Below are 15,045 nucleotides of genomic sequence, written 5' to 3' on the forward strand. Positions count from 1 at the left end.
TGGGGAGTGAGGGTGAGGGTGGGGGAGTGGGGAGGGGTCAGCCCTTGACCGCACCGGCGGCGAGGCCGGAGACGAAGTAGCGCTGGAGGAGCACGAAGATCACTGCCAGCGGCAGCGAGGTCAGCACCGAGGCGGCCATCAGGCCGGGCCAGTCGGCGGCGCCGTCGTGGATGAAGGCCGTGGTCATGCCGACGGTCAGGGTCTGCTTGTCCGGACCGGCGATGGTGAGCGCGAACAGCAGGTCGCTCCAGGCGCGCATGAAGGCGAACATCGCGGTGGTGATCAGGCCCGGCACGATCAGCGGGAAGACGATCCGGAACAGGATGGCCGTGTTGGAGAGCCCGTCCATCTTCGCGGCTTCCAGGATCTCGTCCGGCAGCGCGTCGATGATGCCCTTGAGCAGGAAGACCGACAGCGGCAGCGTGAACGTGGTGAAGGCCAGGATCACGGCCGTGTAGGTGTAGAGCAGCCCCGCGGAGTTGAACATGAGGTAGAGCGTGACCAGGAGCAGCGCCCCCGGCACCAACTGCCCGACCAGGAACATGACCATGAGCGTGTTGCGGCCGCGGTAGCGGAACTTCGACAGCGAGTAGGCCATCAGCCCGGACACCACGACCGATATCAGCGCGGTTCCGGCCGAGACCACGACCGAGTTGCCGAGGTCCTTCAGCAGCGTCGAATTGTCGAAGAACTCACGGAAGTTGGCCAGCGTCGGGTCCAGCGGCAGGTAGGGCCGGTCGACCGAGAAGACGTCCTGGCGGGGCGTGAAGGCGGTGGCGACCAGCCAGTACACCGGCAGCAGCCCGAACAGCGCCAGCACCGTCAGGCCGGTCTTCCCGGCGAGCCTGAGGGAGGGGTTGGTGATCCCCTCGCCGACGTCGCGCGACCGCCGCCGGGTCCGGGTGAACGTGAGCAGGGCCATGGTCACGACTCCAGCTTCTTGTTGAGCACGAAGTACGCCCCGCACACGACGGACAGCACGCCCAGCCACAGCACTCCCATGGCGGCGGCCCTGCCGAGGTCGAAGTCGGTGAACGCGTACTGGTAGAGGGTGACCGCGAGGGTCATGGTCGAGGTGCCGGGGCCGCCGCCGGTCATCACGAAGATCATGTCGAACGAGCCGAAGTTGTAGATGAACTCAAGCGTCGAGATGAGCGCCACCGGACCGAGCAGGTGCGGCAGCGACACGTGCCGGAACCGCTGGCGGCGGGTGGCCCCGTCGAGGGCGGCGGCCTCCAACTGCTCGCGCGGCAGGGTCTGCAGGACGGCCAGGACCACCACCATCACCCAGGGAAAGGAGTTCCAGGTCTTGGCGATGACCACGGCCGCCATCGCCGTCGAGGGCCGGCCGAGGAAGTTCACCTGCGGCAGGTGCAGCTGCGACAGGACGTGGTTGACCACCCCGTAGCTGTCGTTGAAGATCCACGCCCACAGGAAGGACACCACCACGCCCGGCAGCAGCCACGGCAGCATCAGCACGCCGCGCAGCACGGTGCGCCCGCGCAGCCGGGCGTTGAGCAGCACCGCCAGCGCCACCCCGATCAGCAGCGGGCACACCGTCGACAGCACGGAGAACTCCAGCGTGGTGCCCAGCCGGTCGAGGAAGTCGGGCCACACCGCCGCGTAGTTCCCCAGCCCGGCGAAGGTCCGCCCCGGGTAGATCAGGGACTGGTGGTAGAGACTGGTGCCGAAGCTGGCCACCAGCGGATAGACGGCCACGACGAGGAAGAGCGCGACGGCGGGCGCCGCGAGCATGAACCCGAAGGTGCGGTCCCGCGCCCCCAGCGTCCCGCGCCGCCGCTGGGGACGGACGGTGCGGGGCGCGGTCCGCGCGGGTGTGGGTTCGGTGGTGACCGACATATGAACTCCTCACACTGTGATGACATGGAACCATATCGCGGATGTCATATCTAGTAAATGGATGACATCTCCATGCCACTCCCGGTCATGTCCATGCCCCGGCGTCGTCCGGGGGCATGGAACGCCAGGTCAGGACCCGGATGGTGAGCCCGCTCCGGCCGCGGTCGACGAACTCCCCAGCGGTGGACGGCCGTCCGGCTCGCCCACACTAGGCCCAGTCGTACGCCCTGAACAGCACATACGTGTGATCGCGGCGCGGATGACGCGGAGATTGCCGGAGAATTTCCGCATGCCTCTTGCGATGGGTGGATGCGCAAGCCACTATATGGGCCACATCGGCCACCCCCGAAAGGCAGTCACAGATGCAGCCACAGACGCCGTCACCCGGAACCAGACCCGCGCCGCGCCCGCTCCGCAGGCTCCTCACCGCACTGGTCGGCCTCATGGCGATCATGAGCCTGCTCAGCGTCGCCGGTCCCGGCGTCACCGCCGCCCAGGCGGACCCGCCCACCGACTCCTACCCCCCGGCCGGCTACTCGCCGGTGTTCGTGGACAACTTCGACGGCCCGTCGCTGGACACCAGCGTCTGGAACTACCGGCAGACCTCCCAGTCCAACGACTCCAACGTCACCGTCTCCGGCGGCGAACTGCACGTCAACATGGAGCGGGTGAGCACCTCGACCGGCCTGGACGGCTACCGCGGCGGGGGCATCTCCAGCAAGCAGTACTACGGCTACGGCTACTACGAGGTCCGCGCCTTCGTCCCCAGCGGCCTGCCCGGCTGGCACCCCGCCTTCTGGACCCAGATCTGGGACGGCGGCCAGGCCCAGGCCGCCTTCGACAACACCGACTTCACCGAACTCGACGTCTTCGAGAACCAGCCGACCACCGTGGGCGGCGTCAAGACCACCTACCTGGACGGCGGCGACCTGACCTGGGACGCCGACCCGCAGGGCAGCGACGTGGAACTGTCGCACTCCGCCCGGGTCAAGTGGCAGCCCACGGCCGCCGGCACCAACCCGCTCGGCGGCTGGCACACCTTCGGCCTGCTCTACACCGCCTCCTCGCTCACCTACTACCTCGACGGCCTACAGGTCGGCAACCCGCTGCCCAACACCTCACTGCCCAACAGCCCGATGACCCTGTGGCTGACCGCCATCCCGACCAACGCCGCCGACCTCGACAGCACCCAGCCGGTCGGCCACAGCTACGGCACCTTCGACGTGGACTGGGTCGCCTACTACGCCCCCGGCGGCACCACCCCGGCGACCACCCCGACCGGCCTCCTCGCTGCCCGCCGACAGCCCAGCGTCACCCCGGACCTCGGCGACAACGCCGACGAATGGGTCACCAACGGCGTCGGCCGGTGGGCGGTCACCACCAGCGGCGGCACGCAGAGCTACGGCGTCTCCTCGACCAGCGGTGACGCGGTCTCCTCCTACGGCCTGGGCCCGACCGCCAACAACCTTCCCTACGTGCCCAACTGGAGCAACGGCAGCGTCGAGGCCACGGTCACCCTCGACTCCACCGGCGACGGAGCGGGCCTGCTCGCCCGCTACCAGAACGACGAGAACTACTACTACCTGGAACTGAACCCCACCACCCAGCAGGTCTCCCTGGTCAAGAAGCTCGACCCGACCGGCACCGGCGCCACCGTGACCACCCTCGCCCAGGCCCCCCTGGCGATCACCACCGGCACCCCCTACGACCTCACCCTGGTGACCGACGACGACACCGTCACCGGCTACGTCAACGGCACCCGGGTACTGTCCGCCACCGACACCTCCTTCATGATCGGCAGCATCGGCGTCAAGGGCTACAACCAGGCCTTCGGCGTCTCCGGCCTCCAGGTCGACGCACTCGGCTGAAGGCCGACGCACTCGGCTGACCCCTCCCCGGCGGGCGGGCGCGGCGGGAGACCCCCGCCGCGCCCGCCCGCGCCCGCTAGCCGAACCGGTGCGCCGAGGGCCCCATGAAACCGAGGCTGATCGAGATCTGGTCGGCGGTCTCGATGACCTTGTCGGCCAGCGCGCCCTGCCGGTTGTCCAGATCCAGCGCCGACAGCGAGCCGGAGACCGACAGCGCGGCGGTCACCGCCCCGGACCGGTCGCGCACCGGCGCCGCCACACACGCCCGGCCGAACGCCAACTCCTCGACCTCGGTGGCATAGCCGCTCGCCCGCACCTGCTCCAACTCCTGCAGCAGCCGGTCCAGCGAGACCACCGTCCGCGGCGTGTACGCCGGATAGCTGTCACCCACCGCCTCGCGCACCTGCTCCGGGGACAGCCCCGACAGCAGCGCCTTGCCCATCCCGGTCGCGTGCAGCGGCGCGGTCCGACCGGTGAGCGTGAAGTTCCGCGGCGCCAGCGGCCCCTCGAAATGGCACAGGTAGAACATCTCGCTGCCATGGCGCTCGGCGACGTTGACACCCAGCTCCACCTCATGGGCCAGGTTCTGCGCCACCTGCCGCGCCGCCCGGTGCACCGGCGACTGGTTCAGGGCCACCCCGGCCAGGGTCACCACCTTCGGGCCGATCCGGTGCAGGCCGCTGCGCGGGTCCCGGAACAGGTAGCCGAACGACTCCAAGGTGGCGACCAGCCGCGAGACCGTCGACTGCCCCAGGCCGCTGAGCTCGACCAGTTCCGCGATCCGGCGCTCCGGCTGCTCCTCGGAGAAGTACTCCAGCAGGGAGAGCGCCCGCTCCACACTCTGCGTACCGGACATCGAACCGCTGGTGGCCGCGGTGCCGGTGCGCGACGAGTGCGCCATCACGAATCCCCTCAGTGAAAGTAAGGAACCTTATCTAGATAGTGGATGCTACATCGCCGCGCGCTCCGGGCAGTACCGATGCGTAGGGTTCCGGCCCGGCACCGCCGCCCACCACCCCTCGGAATTCCGCATGGCCGATCCACCATACGGCGGACGCGCGCGACCGGTCAGTGGGGGTCCTGCGGGGTGCCGCCGAGGAAGTCCTTGAGGGAGTCGAGCCGGGTGCGGCGTCCGGGCGGGTAGCGGCGCGCCGCGCGGCGGGCGCCGCGGGAGTCGGGGCGGTAGCGCCAGCGGGCCCAGGGGGAGTGCGGCTTGGCCAGCCGCAGGCAGCCGATCAGGGCCAGGAACGGCACGAACAGGCCGACGATCCCGACAGTGGTCTTGCCCTTGAGGATCGCGCCCAGGCACAGCAGCAGGTTGACGCCGAGGGCGATACCGAAGGCCAGGTGGCTCTCGCCGTCCGGGTGCTGAACGGGTTGCCGCCGATCAGCAGGAAGAGCCCGGCGGCGGCCGCGACGAACACCGCGTCAACGGACTTGCGGCCCTCGCGCGCCCAGTAGACGTCCTCCAGGTGCAGCCAGAGCGCGAACTCGTCCAGCGTCAGCGCCGCACCGGCCCCGAACAGCGCGCCGAGGATCTGCGCGCCCGGCGTCTGCGGCCGGTAGGCGAACTCGACCGCCCCGGAGACCAGCATCGCCATGATCCCGTACACCTCGTGGTGCACATGGGTCCCGCCGACCTCGACGTTGCCGAAGGGGCCCCGGCCCGCGCGGATCAGACGGGTGATCAGCCGGGTGAGCACGAAGGTGACGACGAAGGCCAGCAGCATCCAGGAGGCGACCGCGTGGTCGGCCGCGGTGAGGACCACGGTGACACCGGAAGCGTGGTCCATGCCTGATCCGTCCGTGGTCGCTCCTGGTCGGGCCCCGTCCTCGGACAGCTTCACCCGACACCGGGACGGGGCAACCGCAGACCGGCGACCGCGGCGCCGGTACCCGGGCGGCGATACCGGAGCCTGGGCACGGCTGTGCACGCTCGACCCGTTCCGCCGTCGGGGTGGACGGCCACGCGGGCGCCGACGCCGACCGCCCGCCCACCGGCCCCGGGCCCAGGTCGGACGCGTTGTCAGTACCCGTCCCAGGGTGGTGACAACGCTGGAGGGGACGCCGGAAAGGCGCCGACAGGCGTGGGGAAACGGGGTGGAGCCATGTCCGCGAACAGGATCAAGCACAAGGTCAACCACGTCTCGCTGGTGGTCGGCAAGTCCGGTTCGATGCGCCAGCACGAGAAGCAACTCGTCCGCGTGGTCGACGAGTTCGTCCAGTCGACCTCGGTCAACCGCACGCTGGTGCCCGGCACCAAGCTGCTCGTCCTGCTGTAGCGCTGTCCACCGGCGGCAGGTCGGAGGCGACCAGCTCGGCGGCGCGGGCGGGATCGCCGTGCGCGCGTTCGAGCAGACCGGCGACGTCGTAGCCGCCGCAGTCGCGGGCGCCGTCCAGGCCCAGGGTCATCCCGTGGTCGAACACCGCCATGGAGAGTGAGGCGTCCAGGTCGGGGCGCAGGCGGTGGAGCGTCAGGACCAGGTCCCAGGCCGAGCTGTCCAACCGGGCCCGCCGCAGCGGATCGCAGGAGCGCACGGCGGCGGTCACGCCGACGTCGTCGGGCTCGTACTCCAGCAGGGCCGGCAGCAGTTCGGGCACGCCCATGATCTGCGCCGCGCTGAACGTCAGGACGTGCGCGCCCTCGGGGCGGCGAGCAGTTCCACCAGCAGCGGGACCGCGCGCGGGTCGTGTCGCCGGGCGAGCCCGTGGATGCCCTCCTCGCGGGCGTCCGGATGGGCGTCGGTGGTCCGCTCCCACAGCGCGGCCCGGATCGCCCGGCTGTCGACCTCGCTCTGGAAGCCCAGCGTGAACGTCGCCAGTCGCGGACCTCCGGGTCCCGGTCGCGGGTCAGGGCGATGAGCGCGCGGATGTCCGGCCCGTCCGGCAGGCCGGTGGCCACCCCCGCGAAGGAGCCGGCCACCTGACGGCGGACCCCGGCGTCGGGTGCGCGGCGAGTTCCACGAGCACCGGGACGGCGCGTTGGTCGTACGTCCGCTCGATCGCGCCCGCCAGGGAGCACAGGACGCAGCTCTCGCTCTCCCGCCGCGCGAGCCCCACCAGCGCGGCGGCCGCCCGCCCGCGCACCGCCTCGTTCTGGTCGCTGGTGTTGCCCAGCAGGTCGCAGCCGGTGGCCCGGTCGACCGGATCGGGCGAACCGATCAGCTCCAGGGCGAGCGGCAGCGACCCCGGTCCGTCGGCCGCCGCCCGCCACAGCAGGCGCCGGTACTCGTCCCAGTCGTCGGTCTCCTCGGCGACCCGCGCGGCCGCCAGCGCCCGCTCGACCAGTTCCGCCGACTCGCCCGACCCACCCGTGTCCATCCGCGAAGTGTGGCGTACCCGCCGCGAACGCGCGCGGAGTTACCGCCGCCCTGGGCGGGCGCGCCGGGCCGACGGCGACGCGGGTGGAGCGCGGCGTAGACGAGCGCGGCGAGGAGCTCGACCCCGGCGGCCACCAGCAGCGCTCCGGACAGCGACCAGGTCGCGATCGGCCCCGCGACCCCCGCTCCGATCGCGAACCCGGTGGTCTTCAGGCTCGCGCCGGTGGTGAACACCTGCCCGCGCACCCGCGCCGGAGCCTCCCGGTGGCGGATCGCGAACAACGCGGTGAGCTGGGGTCCGCCGCCGAGCCCGGCGACGAGCGCGGCCACCACGACCGGCAGCGGCCCGCGGGTCGCCGCCAGCGCCATCGCCCCGGCCAGGACCACCGTGCCGCACCACAGCACGGTGTCGGGGCGGATGCCGTCGGGCCGCGAGGGCGCGCCGGGCGCGGCGCGCGGGCGGCGGGACAGCAGCGCGTTGGCCGCGAGCCCGGAGGCGGCCGTCGCCGACAGCAGGAGCGTGCCGCGCCCGGTGCCGCGAGGACCTGCCTGCCCAGCAGCGGGCAGCACAGCGTCAGCATGCCCTCGCCGACGCAGGACAGCACGGAGACGGCGGTGGCGCGCGCCAGCGGCCCGGTGCGCACGATGGCCCGCAGGCCGGTGCCCAGATCGGCGAGCAGCGCGGTGCGCGGGAGGTCCCGGGCGCCGGGCCGGCCCCGGGACGAGGGCGGCCCCGGCAGTGCCCAGGCCACGGGCACCGCCAGGCAGATCAGCGCGAGGGACAGCGACACGGCGGCCCTCGCCCCGGCCAGCGCCGCCACCGTCCCGGCCAGCGCGGGGCCCAGCAGCGCCGCGCCGTCGAAGGTCATCGCGTCCAGCGCGTTCGCGCGGGCGAGACCGCCGCGAGGACCGGCGTCGGCCACGACCCGGGGCAGCTGCGAGGTCCACCCGCCCGCCATCGCGGCCCCAGCAGCCCCGCCGCCGACCGCGATCGAGACCGTGCCCGCGAACGGCAGCCGTCCCAGCGCGGCCAGGACCAGGGCCAGGGCCGCCGCGTAGCGGCCAGGGCCGCGGCCAGGAGGCGTCCCGGGGCGGCCGAGCGGTCCAGCAGCGCCCCGAAGACCGGCCCTCCCACCGCGGCGGCCACCATCAGGCCCCCGACAGCGCCGACGCGCGCGACGCCGAGCCGGTGGCCGCGAGCGCCGCCAACGCCAGGGCCGGACCGGCCATCTCGTCCCCGGCGCGCGCCGCCGTCGCCCCGGCCAGATAGGACCCCACGGCCCAGTGGTTCCGCATGGCCCGCACGGTAGGGGAGTAACGGAAAACCGGGCCAGGTGCGTTACAGTGCGCGGGTGGCGCGCATCGAGGGGGTCCGGCCGGTCGGCACTCGCCGTCGGTCAACGCCCGCCGCACCGCCGCGCTGGTCAACGCCCTGTCGGCCGAGGACCCGACGGTCGAACAGGTCGCCGGGGTGCTGCGGGCGCACGGCGAGGGCGAGCCGCTGACGTTGCGCGCGCCGATGTCGCCGCGATGCGCGACGCCGCCGCGCTGCTGCGCGAGGTCTTCGCCGCCGAGGACGCCGGCCGGGCCGCGTCCCGGTGAACGACCTGCTGGTCCGGCACACCGGCCCCGCTCCGGCTGACCTCGCACGGTGGCTCCGCGCCGTTCCACCCCCACCTGGACCGCGACGACGACGGGCCCTGGGGCGAGTGGTTCCTCGCCTCGTCCTGCCTGGCGTTGGCGGTGCTGCTGTGGGGCGGCCAGCGCGCGCCCGGGGGACTGTGCGCGTCGCCGAGCTGCCGGAACGTGTACGTCACCGTGGGCAGCGGCCTGAACCAGCGGTTCTGCTCGCGCCGCTGCGCGACCCGCGAGCGGGTGGCGGCGCACCGGCGCGGGAACGGCTGAACCCGGCTCGCCGACGTCGCGGCGCACGGCGTGACGACCGCCCAGTTTCACCCGTCGGTCAAAGACGTGGCTGCCTGACGGCGGTTTCGTCAGGCTCGGCCAGGTACCTCCTCGTCGACCGGCGGAACAGAAGGATGGTTCTCATGAGAAGGCTTGTCCTTGAAACCCAACGAGCGCAGGCAGATCGAGTGGCTGGTCGACGAGGTGCTCGTCGAGTACGGCCCGTGGGACCCGGCGCAGTTCGTGCCGCACGCCAGGACGGTGGCGGAGTCGCTGCCGATCCGGGTCCGCCAGTTCTTCCGGAAGGTCCAGGCGGACGAGACCGACCTGGCGGTGCTGTCGGGGCTGCCGCTGAGCCGGGACCTCGAACCGACCCCGACCGGCTGGGACATAGCCGAGAAGACCGGCGTCGGCGGCCGCGAGGAGGTCGTGCTCACGCTGTGCAGCGGCGGTCCTCGGCGAGCCGTTCGCCTGGGGCGACCAGCAGAACGGCCGCATGGTGCACGACGTGTGCCCGGCGCCCGGCAAGGAGCTCTCGGAGACCAGCGGCAGCAGCACGGCCCCGCTGTCCCTGCACACCGAGGACGCCTTCCACCAGTGCCGCTGCGACTACGTGGCGCTCTCCTGCCTGCGCAACCCGGACCGGATCGCCACCACGGGTGGTGCGCGCGGACCGGATCGCCCTGCCCGCGCGGCTGGCCGCGATCCTGTCCGAGAGGCGGTTCCACCACCGCCCCGACCAGTCGCACATCGGGCCGCAGGGACACGCCAGTGAGGCGGCGGACAGGGACGCGATCCTGTTCGGCCGCCCGAATCGCGCTACCTGCGGATCGACTTCGACGACACCTGCGCGGCGGACCCGGACGACCACGTCGCCCAGGAGGCCATCAAGGAGCTGTACACGTACGTGTGCGACGCCCAGGAGAAGGTGGTGCTGGAGCCCGGCGACGCGATATTCCTCGACAACTACCGCGTCGTGCACGGGCGGGAGCCGTTCCAGCCGAGGTACGACGGAACCGACCGGTGCTGAAGCGGGTCAACCTGATCCGGGACATCCGCCGGGTGTTCCTGACGACCGAGTCCCGCTCGCGGTCATCGAGTGAGACGGGCGCCGTCGGCGGTCCGGGCGGCAGGAGCGGGGCCCCCGGCCCTGTCCGCCCGACCGAGGCCGGCGCCCGGCGACGAACCCGCCCAGACCGGGCGGAACGACCCCGCGGCCCCCGGCCGGTCAACCTTGTGAATCGTAAGGAAAGCTCCTGGCGGCGGCCTTGTACATGTGCACCGGCCGTGTTGGCTGTGGCTCGTGGACCTCTGTGCTGGCGTCATGCCTTGTTGATCTCAAGTCCGAGTGCCGGCCGGTCGGCGTCCGTGGAGGTGCGCCCGCCGGACGCGGCCCGCACCCGGCCCCGCTGAACTGCCGCCAGGCACTGCTGCGCGGCCCGGGCGCGCTGCTGACGTCCAGTTGGCCGTGGCGGTCGCTCGGCTACCTGCTCTGCGGCGCGCTCGTGGTGTTCGTGGCCATCGGCGCGGCCATGAAGGGACCGCTGCACATCGACAGGATGCCTGCCTACGCCCAACTGCTGGTCATGCTGCTGCTGCCGGCGGTGGTCGGCATGCCGGTCGCCGCGACCGAGCGGCTGCGGCTGCGGCTGGTGGACGCCGAGCCCGTCGGCAACCCGCACGTGACCCCGGACCAGCCCGGCCTGCGGGCGTGGCTGCGGCTGCGCGTCGGTGAGGCGGCGACCTGGCGGGAGTTCGGCTACACGATCGCCTGACGGTGGTGCTGCCGCTGATCGACCTCGGCGGCGTCCTGCTGGTGGGATGCGTGGTCCTGCTCATCGCCGCCCCGTTCGTGGCACCCTTCGCCGGCCTGGGCCCACTGGTCGTCTTCGGCTGCTGGCACATCCGCAGCCTGCCCGACCGGGCCCTGGTGGTGCTCTGGGGGTGGCCCTGCTCCCGGCGGCGCCTACACGGTGACCGCGCTGGCCGCGGGACGGGCGGAGTTCGTGCGCCTGCTGCTGGCCCCGCGCGAGTCCGAGGTCCTCGCCCGGGTCCAGGAGCTGACCCGCTCGCGGATCCGGCTGGCGGACGCCTTCGAGGCCGAACGCCGACGCATCGAACGCGACCTGCACGACGGCGCGCAGCAGCGGCTGGCCGGGCTGATCATGACGCTGGGCATCGCGGAGCACGGGCTCCAGCAGGAGCGCTCCGACGGCGCGCGCCTGGTGGCCAGGGCCCGCAAGGAGGCCGAGGGCGTCCAGGCCGACCTGCGGGAGCTGATCCGCGGCATCTACCCGCGACTGCTGACCGACCGCGGTGTCCCGGCCGCGGTGGCCGAGGTCGCCGACCGGTGCCCGGTACCGGTCCGCGTCGACATCGCCATGGCGCAGCGCCTGGTGCCCGCGGTGGAGGCGGTGGCGTACTTCGCGCTGCAGGAGGCGCTCACCAACGTGGTCAAGCACAGCCGCGCCCGCACGGCGTGGGTGACCGGCCGCCAGGAGGGGGACAGCCTGGTGCTGCGCGTCGGCGACGACGGCGTGGGCGGGGCCCGCTCCGAGGACGGCCGCGGGCTGCAGGGCCTGGCCGATCGCGTCGCCGTGGTGGGCGGCAGGCTCAAACTCTCCAGCCCGCCCGGCGGACCAACCGAACTAGTCGTGGAGCTGCCATGGCGAACACCCGATTGCGGATAGTGCTCGCCGAGGACGCCGTCCTGCTGCGCGAGGGACTGGTCGAACTGCTGGAGCGGTTCGGGCACCGGGCGGTGGCCGCGGTCGGCGACAGCCGTGACCTGATCAAGGCGGTCCGAGGAGCACCGGCCCGACATCGTGGTGACGACGTGCGGATGCCGCCGGACTTCAACGACGACGGCCTGCGGTCGGCGATGGAACTGCGCGGCCGCTACCCGGACCTGGCGGTCCTGGTGCTCACGCAGTACGCCGCGACGGCCTACGCCTGCGAGCTGCTGGAGTCCGGCGAGCACTCCGCGGCGGCCTCCGGCTACCTGCTGAAGGACCGGATCGGCGGGGTGGCCGAGTTCCTGGAGGGGTGGAGTCCGTCGCCGCGGGCGGCACCGTCATCGACCCGGAGGTGGTCCGGCTGATGCTGCGGCGCCGGCAGATGAACGAGCCGCTGGGCCGGCTCACCTCGCGGGAGCGGGCGGTGCTGGGGCTGATGGCCGAGGGCCGGATGAACGCCGACATCGCGGCGGCGCTGCACGTCAGCCAACCCACCGTCGCCAAGAGCATCGGCAGCATCTTCCTCAAGCTCGGCCTGTCCGAGGGCGACGGCCACCGCGGGTGCTGGCCGTGCTGACGTTCCTGCGTTCCTGACCGCCCAATTTCACCATCGGTCAAGGACATGGCCGCGCGCCGGTGATTCCGAGAGGCTCGACCCGACAGGTTCGCCAGCAACCAACAAAGGGGCCTACTACATGGTCAGCAGCGTGGTGATCGTCGGTGGCGGTACAGCAGGCTGGATGACGGCGTCCTATCTGACGGCGGCATTCGGCGACCGGGTGGCGGTGACCTTGGTCGAGTCGAAGAACGTGCCCGCGCTCGGGGTGGGGGAGGCCACCTTCAGCACCATCCGGCACTTCTTCAACTATCTTGGCCTGGACGAGCGCGAGTGGATGCCGGAGTGCCACGGAACGTACAAGACGGCCGTCAGGTTCGAGGGCTGGCGCGAGCCGGGGCACGTCTTCTACCACCCGTTCGAACGCACCGGGGTGGTCGACGGCTTCCCGCTGACCGACTGGTGGGTGCAGAAGAAGCCGACCGGGCAGTTCGACGGGACTCCTTCCTGATCGCCTCGATGTGCGACGCGCAGAGCTCGCCGCGCTACTGGACGGCTCGCTCTTCGACAGCACCTTCGAGCGGGGTGACGACCAGCGCACCACACTGACGAACAGAACACCCAGTTCCCTACGCGTACAACTTCGACGCGGCGCTGCTGGCGAAGTTCCTCACCCGCTACGGCGTGGCGCGCGGGGTCCGGCACGTCCTGGACGACGTGGTGGACGTCGCCCTGGACGACCAGGGCGCGATCGACCACGTCCGCACCCGCGAACACGGCGACGTCTCCGGCGACCTCTACATCGACTGCACGGGCTTCCGCAGCCTGCTGGTGAACAAGGCGCTCCAGGAGCCGTTCATCTCGTTCCAGAACCACCTGCCCAACGACAGCGCGGTGGCCCTGCGGGTGCCGGTGGACATGGCCGTGCACGGCATCCGCCCGGCCACCACCGCGACCGCCACGGACGCGGGCTGGATCTGGACGATCCCGCTGTTCGAGCGGCTCGGCACCGGCTACGTGTACGCCAGCGAGTACTCCACCCCCGACGAGGCCGAGCGCAAGCTGCGCGAGTTCGTCGGTCCCGCGGCGGACAACGCCACCGCCAACCACATCAAGATGCGCATCGGCCGCAGCGAGCGCGCCTGGGTGAAGAACTGCGTGGCGATCGGCCTGTCCAACGGGTTCGTCGAACCGCTGGAGTCCACCGGCATCTTCATCATCCAAAACGGCATCGAGCAGCTGGTCAAGAACTTCCCCGTGGGCCAGGAGGCCACCGACGAGGGACTGCGCAGGACCTACAACCTGCAGGCCGCGCACGTCATGGACGGCCTGCGGGAGTTCATGGTGCTGCACTGGTACGCCTCGCGCCGCACCGACAACCAGTACTGGCGCGACACCAAGACCCGGGAGATCCCCGACGGCCTGGCCGAGCGCCTGGAGCAGTGGAAGGTCAAGCTGCCCGACCAGAACTCCCTCTACCCGCACTACCACGGCTTCGAGTCGTACTCCTACCGGGCGATCATCCTGGGCATGGGCGGCCTGCCGGTGCAGCCGCTGCCGGTACTGGGCCTGCTCGACGGCACCGCGGCCGACCGCGAGTTCCGGCTGGTGGCCGACCAGGCGGCCGCCCTGGTCGAGAAGCTCCCCAGCCAGTACGAGTACTTCGCCCACCTGCACGGCCTGCCGCCGGCGCAGCGGAAGGCCGGCACCACGCGGTGAACACCGCCGAGTCCGCGGCCAGGGCCGGCCCCTGCCACACCCTGCTCGAACGAAGTTCGCCACGCCGCTGGAGGGTGGCGGCCCCGGTACTGGAAGGCGGCGGGTGACCATGACGGATTACAGCGTGGAGGACGGCGTCCTGGGGGGCTCCACCACGGTGACGGCGGTCCCTGCCGCACAGTTCCGGTCCCTGATGTCGACCTTCCCCACCGGGGTGGCCATCGTGACCGCCGCCGACCTCGACGGCCGGACCTGGGGGATGACCTGCTCGTCGGTGTGCAGCGTCGCGGTGGAACCGCCGACCCTGCTGGTATGCCTGCGCGAGGGCAGCCCCACCCTGGCGGCCATGCTGCGCCGCTCGACCTTCGCGGTGAACCTGCTGCACGCCCGGGCCAGGGCGACCGCGGACCTGTTCGCCTCCGGCGCCCCCCACCGGTTCGACCTGGTGCGCTGGTCCTGCGATCCGCAGGCCGCCGGCCCGCACCTGGCCGACGACGCGCACGCGATCGCCGACTGCCGGATCAGCGGGACGGTCCGCGTCGGCGACCACACCGTGGTCTTCGGCGAGGCCTACCGGATCACGCACCCGGTGGCGGCCGACCGGTCGCCACTGCTGTACGGACTGCGCACGTACTCGTCCTGGCCGGTCCGCTGACGCGACGTGCGATGGCGGCCGACCGGGGAACCGGTCCGCGCGGGGTCGGCGGACCCCGCGCGGACCGGCCTTCGCGGCCTCCCCGTGCCGTTGGGGAACCGCGACCGGTCAGCCGTACGGGGGAAGCCGACCGGGGACCGCGGCGTGCTGTGGTGTGCTTCCAGTGAAGCACCGCACCACCGCGCCGCGCGGTAGTCCTGGTTGTAAGAACCCGGTATCGCTGGGTATATCCCCATCCGGCGGACAAGCACCGGATGACCCATCTGTCGTACGGGAAACCAGAGTTGACGAACACTCAGCACCGTGCGCCAGGCCGCGCGAACCGGGCCCGGACATGGGCGGTGCCCCCGCGCCGGAAGGGCAGGACTCATGCCGGAGCCCTGCTCTGCCCACCCGAGGGCACGCCTGTGGTGCACCTGGCCCCCGC

Annotated in this window: 21 protein-coding genes and 1 pseudogene; 12 read left to right on the plus strand and 10 right to left on the minus strand. The window is 72.0% G+C overall.

Translation table 11 applies throughout. The annotated features are described in order from the left end of the window. Window positions 1–37 precede the first annotated feature (37 nt). Both GXP74_RS19945 and GXP74_RS19950 read right to left on the minus strand, forming a co-directional pair. Window positions 38–922 carry a carbohydrate ABC transporter permease gene (locus GXP74_RS19945; RefSeq protein WP_182452809.1) on the minus strand — a complete coding sequence of 295 codons (885 nt, stop codon included), beginning with the start codon at window positions 920–922 and terminating at the stop codon, window positions 38–40. 2 nt (window positions 923–924) lie between these two features. Further along, window positions 925–1,860 (minus strand): carbohydrate ABC transporter permease, encoded by a 936-nt coding sequence (locus GXP74_RS19950; protein WP_182452810.1) that lies wholly within the window; start codon window positions 1,858–1,860, stop codon window positions 925–927. A 452-nt stretch (window positions 1,861–2,312) separates the two neighbouring features. Here GXP74_RS19950 and GXP74_RS19955 point away from each other — a divergent pair, with 452 nt between their 5' ends. Further along, window positions 2,313–3,728: a family 16 glycosylhydrolase gene (locus tag GXP74_RS19955; protein ID WP_225448058.1), complete on the plus strand. Its 1,416-nt coding sequence runs from the start codon at window positions 2,313–2,315 to the stop codon at window positions 3,726–3,728. Window positions 3,729–3,804: 76 nt separating this feature from the next. On the opposite strand, the gene GXP74_RS19960 is transcribed toward GXP74_RS19955, so the two are convergent. The 3 genes from GXP74_RS19960 to GXP74_RS19965 form a co-directional block, all read right to left on the minus strand. After that, window positions 3,805–4,629 carry an IclR family transcriptional regulator gene (locus tag GXP74_RS19960; protein WP_182452812.1) on the minus strand — a complete coding sequence of 275 codons (825 nt, stop codon included), beginning with the start codon at window positions 4,627–4,629 and terminating at the stop codon, window positions 3,805–3,807. Window positions 4,630–4,796: 167 nt separating this feature from the next. Next, complete coding sequence (locus GXP74_RS40525; protein WP_225448059.1) at window positions 4,797–4,982, minus strand: hypothetical protein; 186 nt, start codon at window positions 4,980–4,982, stop codon at window positions 4,797–4,799. After that, complete coding sequence (locus tag GXP74_RS19965; RefSeq protein WP_225448060.1) at window positions 4,964–5,521, minus strand: hypothetical protein; 558 nt, start codon at window positions 5,519–5,521, stop codon at window positions 4,964–4,966. The genes GXP74_RS40525 and GXP74_RS19965 overlap by 19 nt, the downstream gene beginning before the upstream one ends. A gap of 315 nt (window positions 5,522–5,836) precedes the next feature. Between GXP74_RS19965 and GXP74_RS19970 the strand changes: the two are divergent. Continuing rightward, window positions 5,837–5,950, plus strand: a pseudogene (locus tag GXP74_RS19970) (VWA domain-containing protein); the annotation flags it as partial. A gap of 13 nt (window positions 5,951–5,963) precedes the next feature. On the opposite strand, the gene GXP74_RS19975 reads toward GXP74_RS19970, so the two are convergent. Further along, on the minus strand, window positions 5,964–6,329 hold the full coding sequence (locus GXP74_RS19975; protein WP_182452813.1) for a hypothetical protein: 366 nt from the start codon (window positions 6,327–6,329) through the stop codon (window positions 5,964–5,966). Window positions 6,330–6,578: 249 nt separating this feature from the next. After that, a complete protein-coding gene (locus tag GXP74_RS19980) occupies window positions 6,579–7,049 on the minus strand; it encodes a hypothetical protein (protein ID WP_182452814.1) in 471 nt (156 codons plus the stop codon). A gap of 578 nt (window positions 7,050–7,627) precedes the next feature. On the opposite strand from GXP74_RS19980, the gene GXP74_RS42140 reads away from it, so the two are divergent. Further along, window positions 7,628–8,107, plus strand: a complete 480-nt coding sequence (locus GXP74_RS42140; RefSeq protein ID WP_370468439.1) for a hypothetical protein — start codon at window positions 7,628–7,630, stop codon at window positions 8,105–8,107. 90 nt (window positions 8,108–8,197) lie between these two features. On the opposite strand, the gene GXP74_RS42145 is transcribed toward GXP74_RS42140, so the two are convergent. After that, a complete protein-coding gene (locus GXP74_RS42145; protein WP_370468440.1) occupies window positions 8,198–8,344 on the minus strand; it encodes a hypothetical protein in 147 nt (48 codons plus the stop codon). 510 nt (window positions 8,345–8,854) lie between these two features. Here GXP74_RS42145 and GXP74_RS42150 point away from each other — a divergent pair. Beyond that, complete coding sequence (locus tag GXP74_RS42150) at window positions 8,855–8,953, plus strand: CGNR zinc finger domain-containing protein (RefSeq protein WP_370468441.1); 99 nt, start codon at window positions 8,855–8,857, stop codon at window positions 8,951–8,953. Between the two features lie 89 nt (window positions 8,954–9,042). Here GXP74_RS42150 and GXP74_RS19995 read toward each other — a convergent pair whose 3' ends face one another. Then, window positions 9,043–9,390: a hypothetical protein gene (locus GXP74_RS19995; RefSeq protein WP_182452815.1), complete on the minus strand. Its 348-nt coding sequence runs from the start codon at window positions 9,388–9,390 to the stop codon at window positions 9,043–9,045. Window positions 9,391–9,782: 392 nt separating this feature from the next. Between GXP74_RS19995 and GXP74_RS42155 the strand changes: the two genes are divergently transcribed. Both GXP74_RS42155 and GXP74_RS20005 read left to right on the plus strand, forming a co-directional pair. After that, window positions 9,783–9,983, plus strand: coding sequence for a TauD/TfdA family dioxygenase (locus GXP74_RS42155; RefSeq protein WP_370468558.1), 201 nt, complete (start codon window positions 9,783–9,785; stop codon window positions 9,981–9,983). A gap of 283 nt (window positions 9,984–10,266) precedes the next feature. Further along, window positions 10,267–10,728, plus strand: coding sequence for a sensor domain-containing protein (locus GXP74_RS20005; RefSeq protein WP_182456977.1), 462 nt, complete (start codon window positions 10,267–10,269; stop codon window positions 10,726–10,728). Here the strand turns inward: GXP74_RS20005 and GXP74_RS20010 are convergent. Continuing rightward, window positions 10,713–10,856 carry a hypothetical protein gene (locus GXP74_RS20010; protein ID WP_182456978.1) on the minus strand — a complete coding sequence of 48 codons (144 nt, stop codon included), beginning with the start codon at window positions 10,854–10,856 and terminating at the stop codon, window positions 10,713–10,715. The two genes, GXP74_RS20005 and GXP74_RS20010, sit on opposite strands and share 16 nt — an antisense overlap. Window positions 10,857–10,926: 70 nt before the next feature. Between GXP74_RS20010 and GXP74_RS20015 the strand changes: the two genes are divergently transcribed. The 6 genes from GXP74_RS20015 (at window position 10,927) to GXP74_RS20030 (ending at window position 14,618) form a co-directional block, all read left to right on the plus strand. Then, a complete protein-coding gene (locus tag GXP74_RS20015) occupies window positions 10,927–11,643 on the plus strand; it encodes a sensor histidine kinase (protein ID WP_182456979.1) in 717 nt (238 codons plus the stop codon). Beyond that, entirely contained in the window at window positions 11,619–12,053 is a 435-nt protein-coding gene (locus GXP74_RS20020; RefSeq protein WP_370468442.1) for a response regulator transcription factor, read from the plus strand. The genes GXP74_RS20015 and GXP74_RS20020 overlap by 25 nt, the downstream gene beginning before the upstream one ends. After that, window positions 11,999–12,265, plus strand: a complete 267-nt coding sequence (locus GXP74_RS42160) for a response regulator transcription factor (RefSeq protein WP_370468443.1) — start codon at window positions 11,999–12,001, stop codon at window positions 12,263–12,265. The genes GXP74_RS20020 and GXP74_RS42160 overlap by 55 nt, the downstream gene beginning before the upstream one ends. A gap of 118 nt (window positions 12,266–12,383) precedes the next feature. Next, entirely contained in the window at window positions 12,384–12,755 is a 372-nt protein-coding gene (locus tag GXP74_RS40535; RefSeq protein ID WP_225448061.1) for a tryptophan 7-halogenase, read from the plus strand. A gap of 146 nt (window positions 12,756–12,901) precedes the next feature. Next, window positions 12,902–13,963: a tryptophan 7-halogenase gene (locus tag GXP74_RS20025; protein WP_255528246.1), complete on the plus strand. Its 1,062-nt coding sequence runs from the start codon at window positions 12,902–12,904 to the stop codon at window positions 13,961–13,963. 109 nt (window positions 13,964–14,072) lie between these two features. Further along, complete coding sequence (locus GXP74_RS20030; protein ID WP_182452816.1) at window positions 14,073–14,618, plus strand: flavin reductase family protein; 546 nt, start codon at window positions 14,073–14,075, stop codon at window positions 14,616–14,618. Window positions 14,619–15,045: the final 427 nt, after the last annotated feature.

The organism is Streptacidiphilus sp. P02-A3a (assembly GCF_014084105.1).
Lineage (GTDB): Bacteria > Actinomycetota > Actinomycetes > Streptomycetales > Streptomycetaceae > Streptacidiphilus.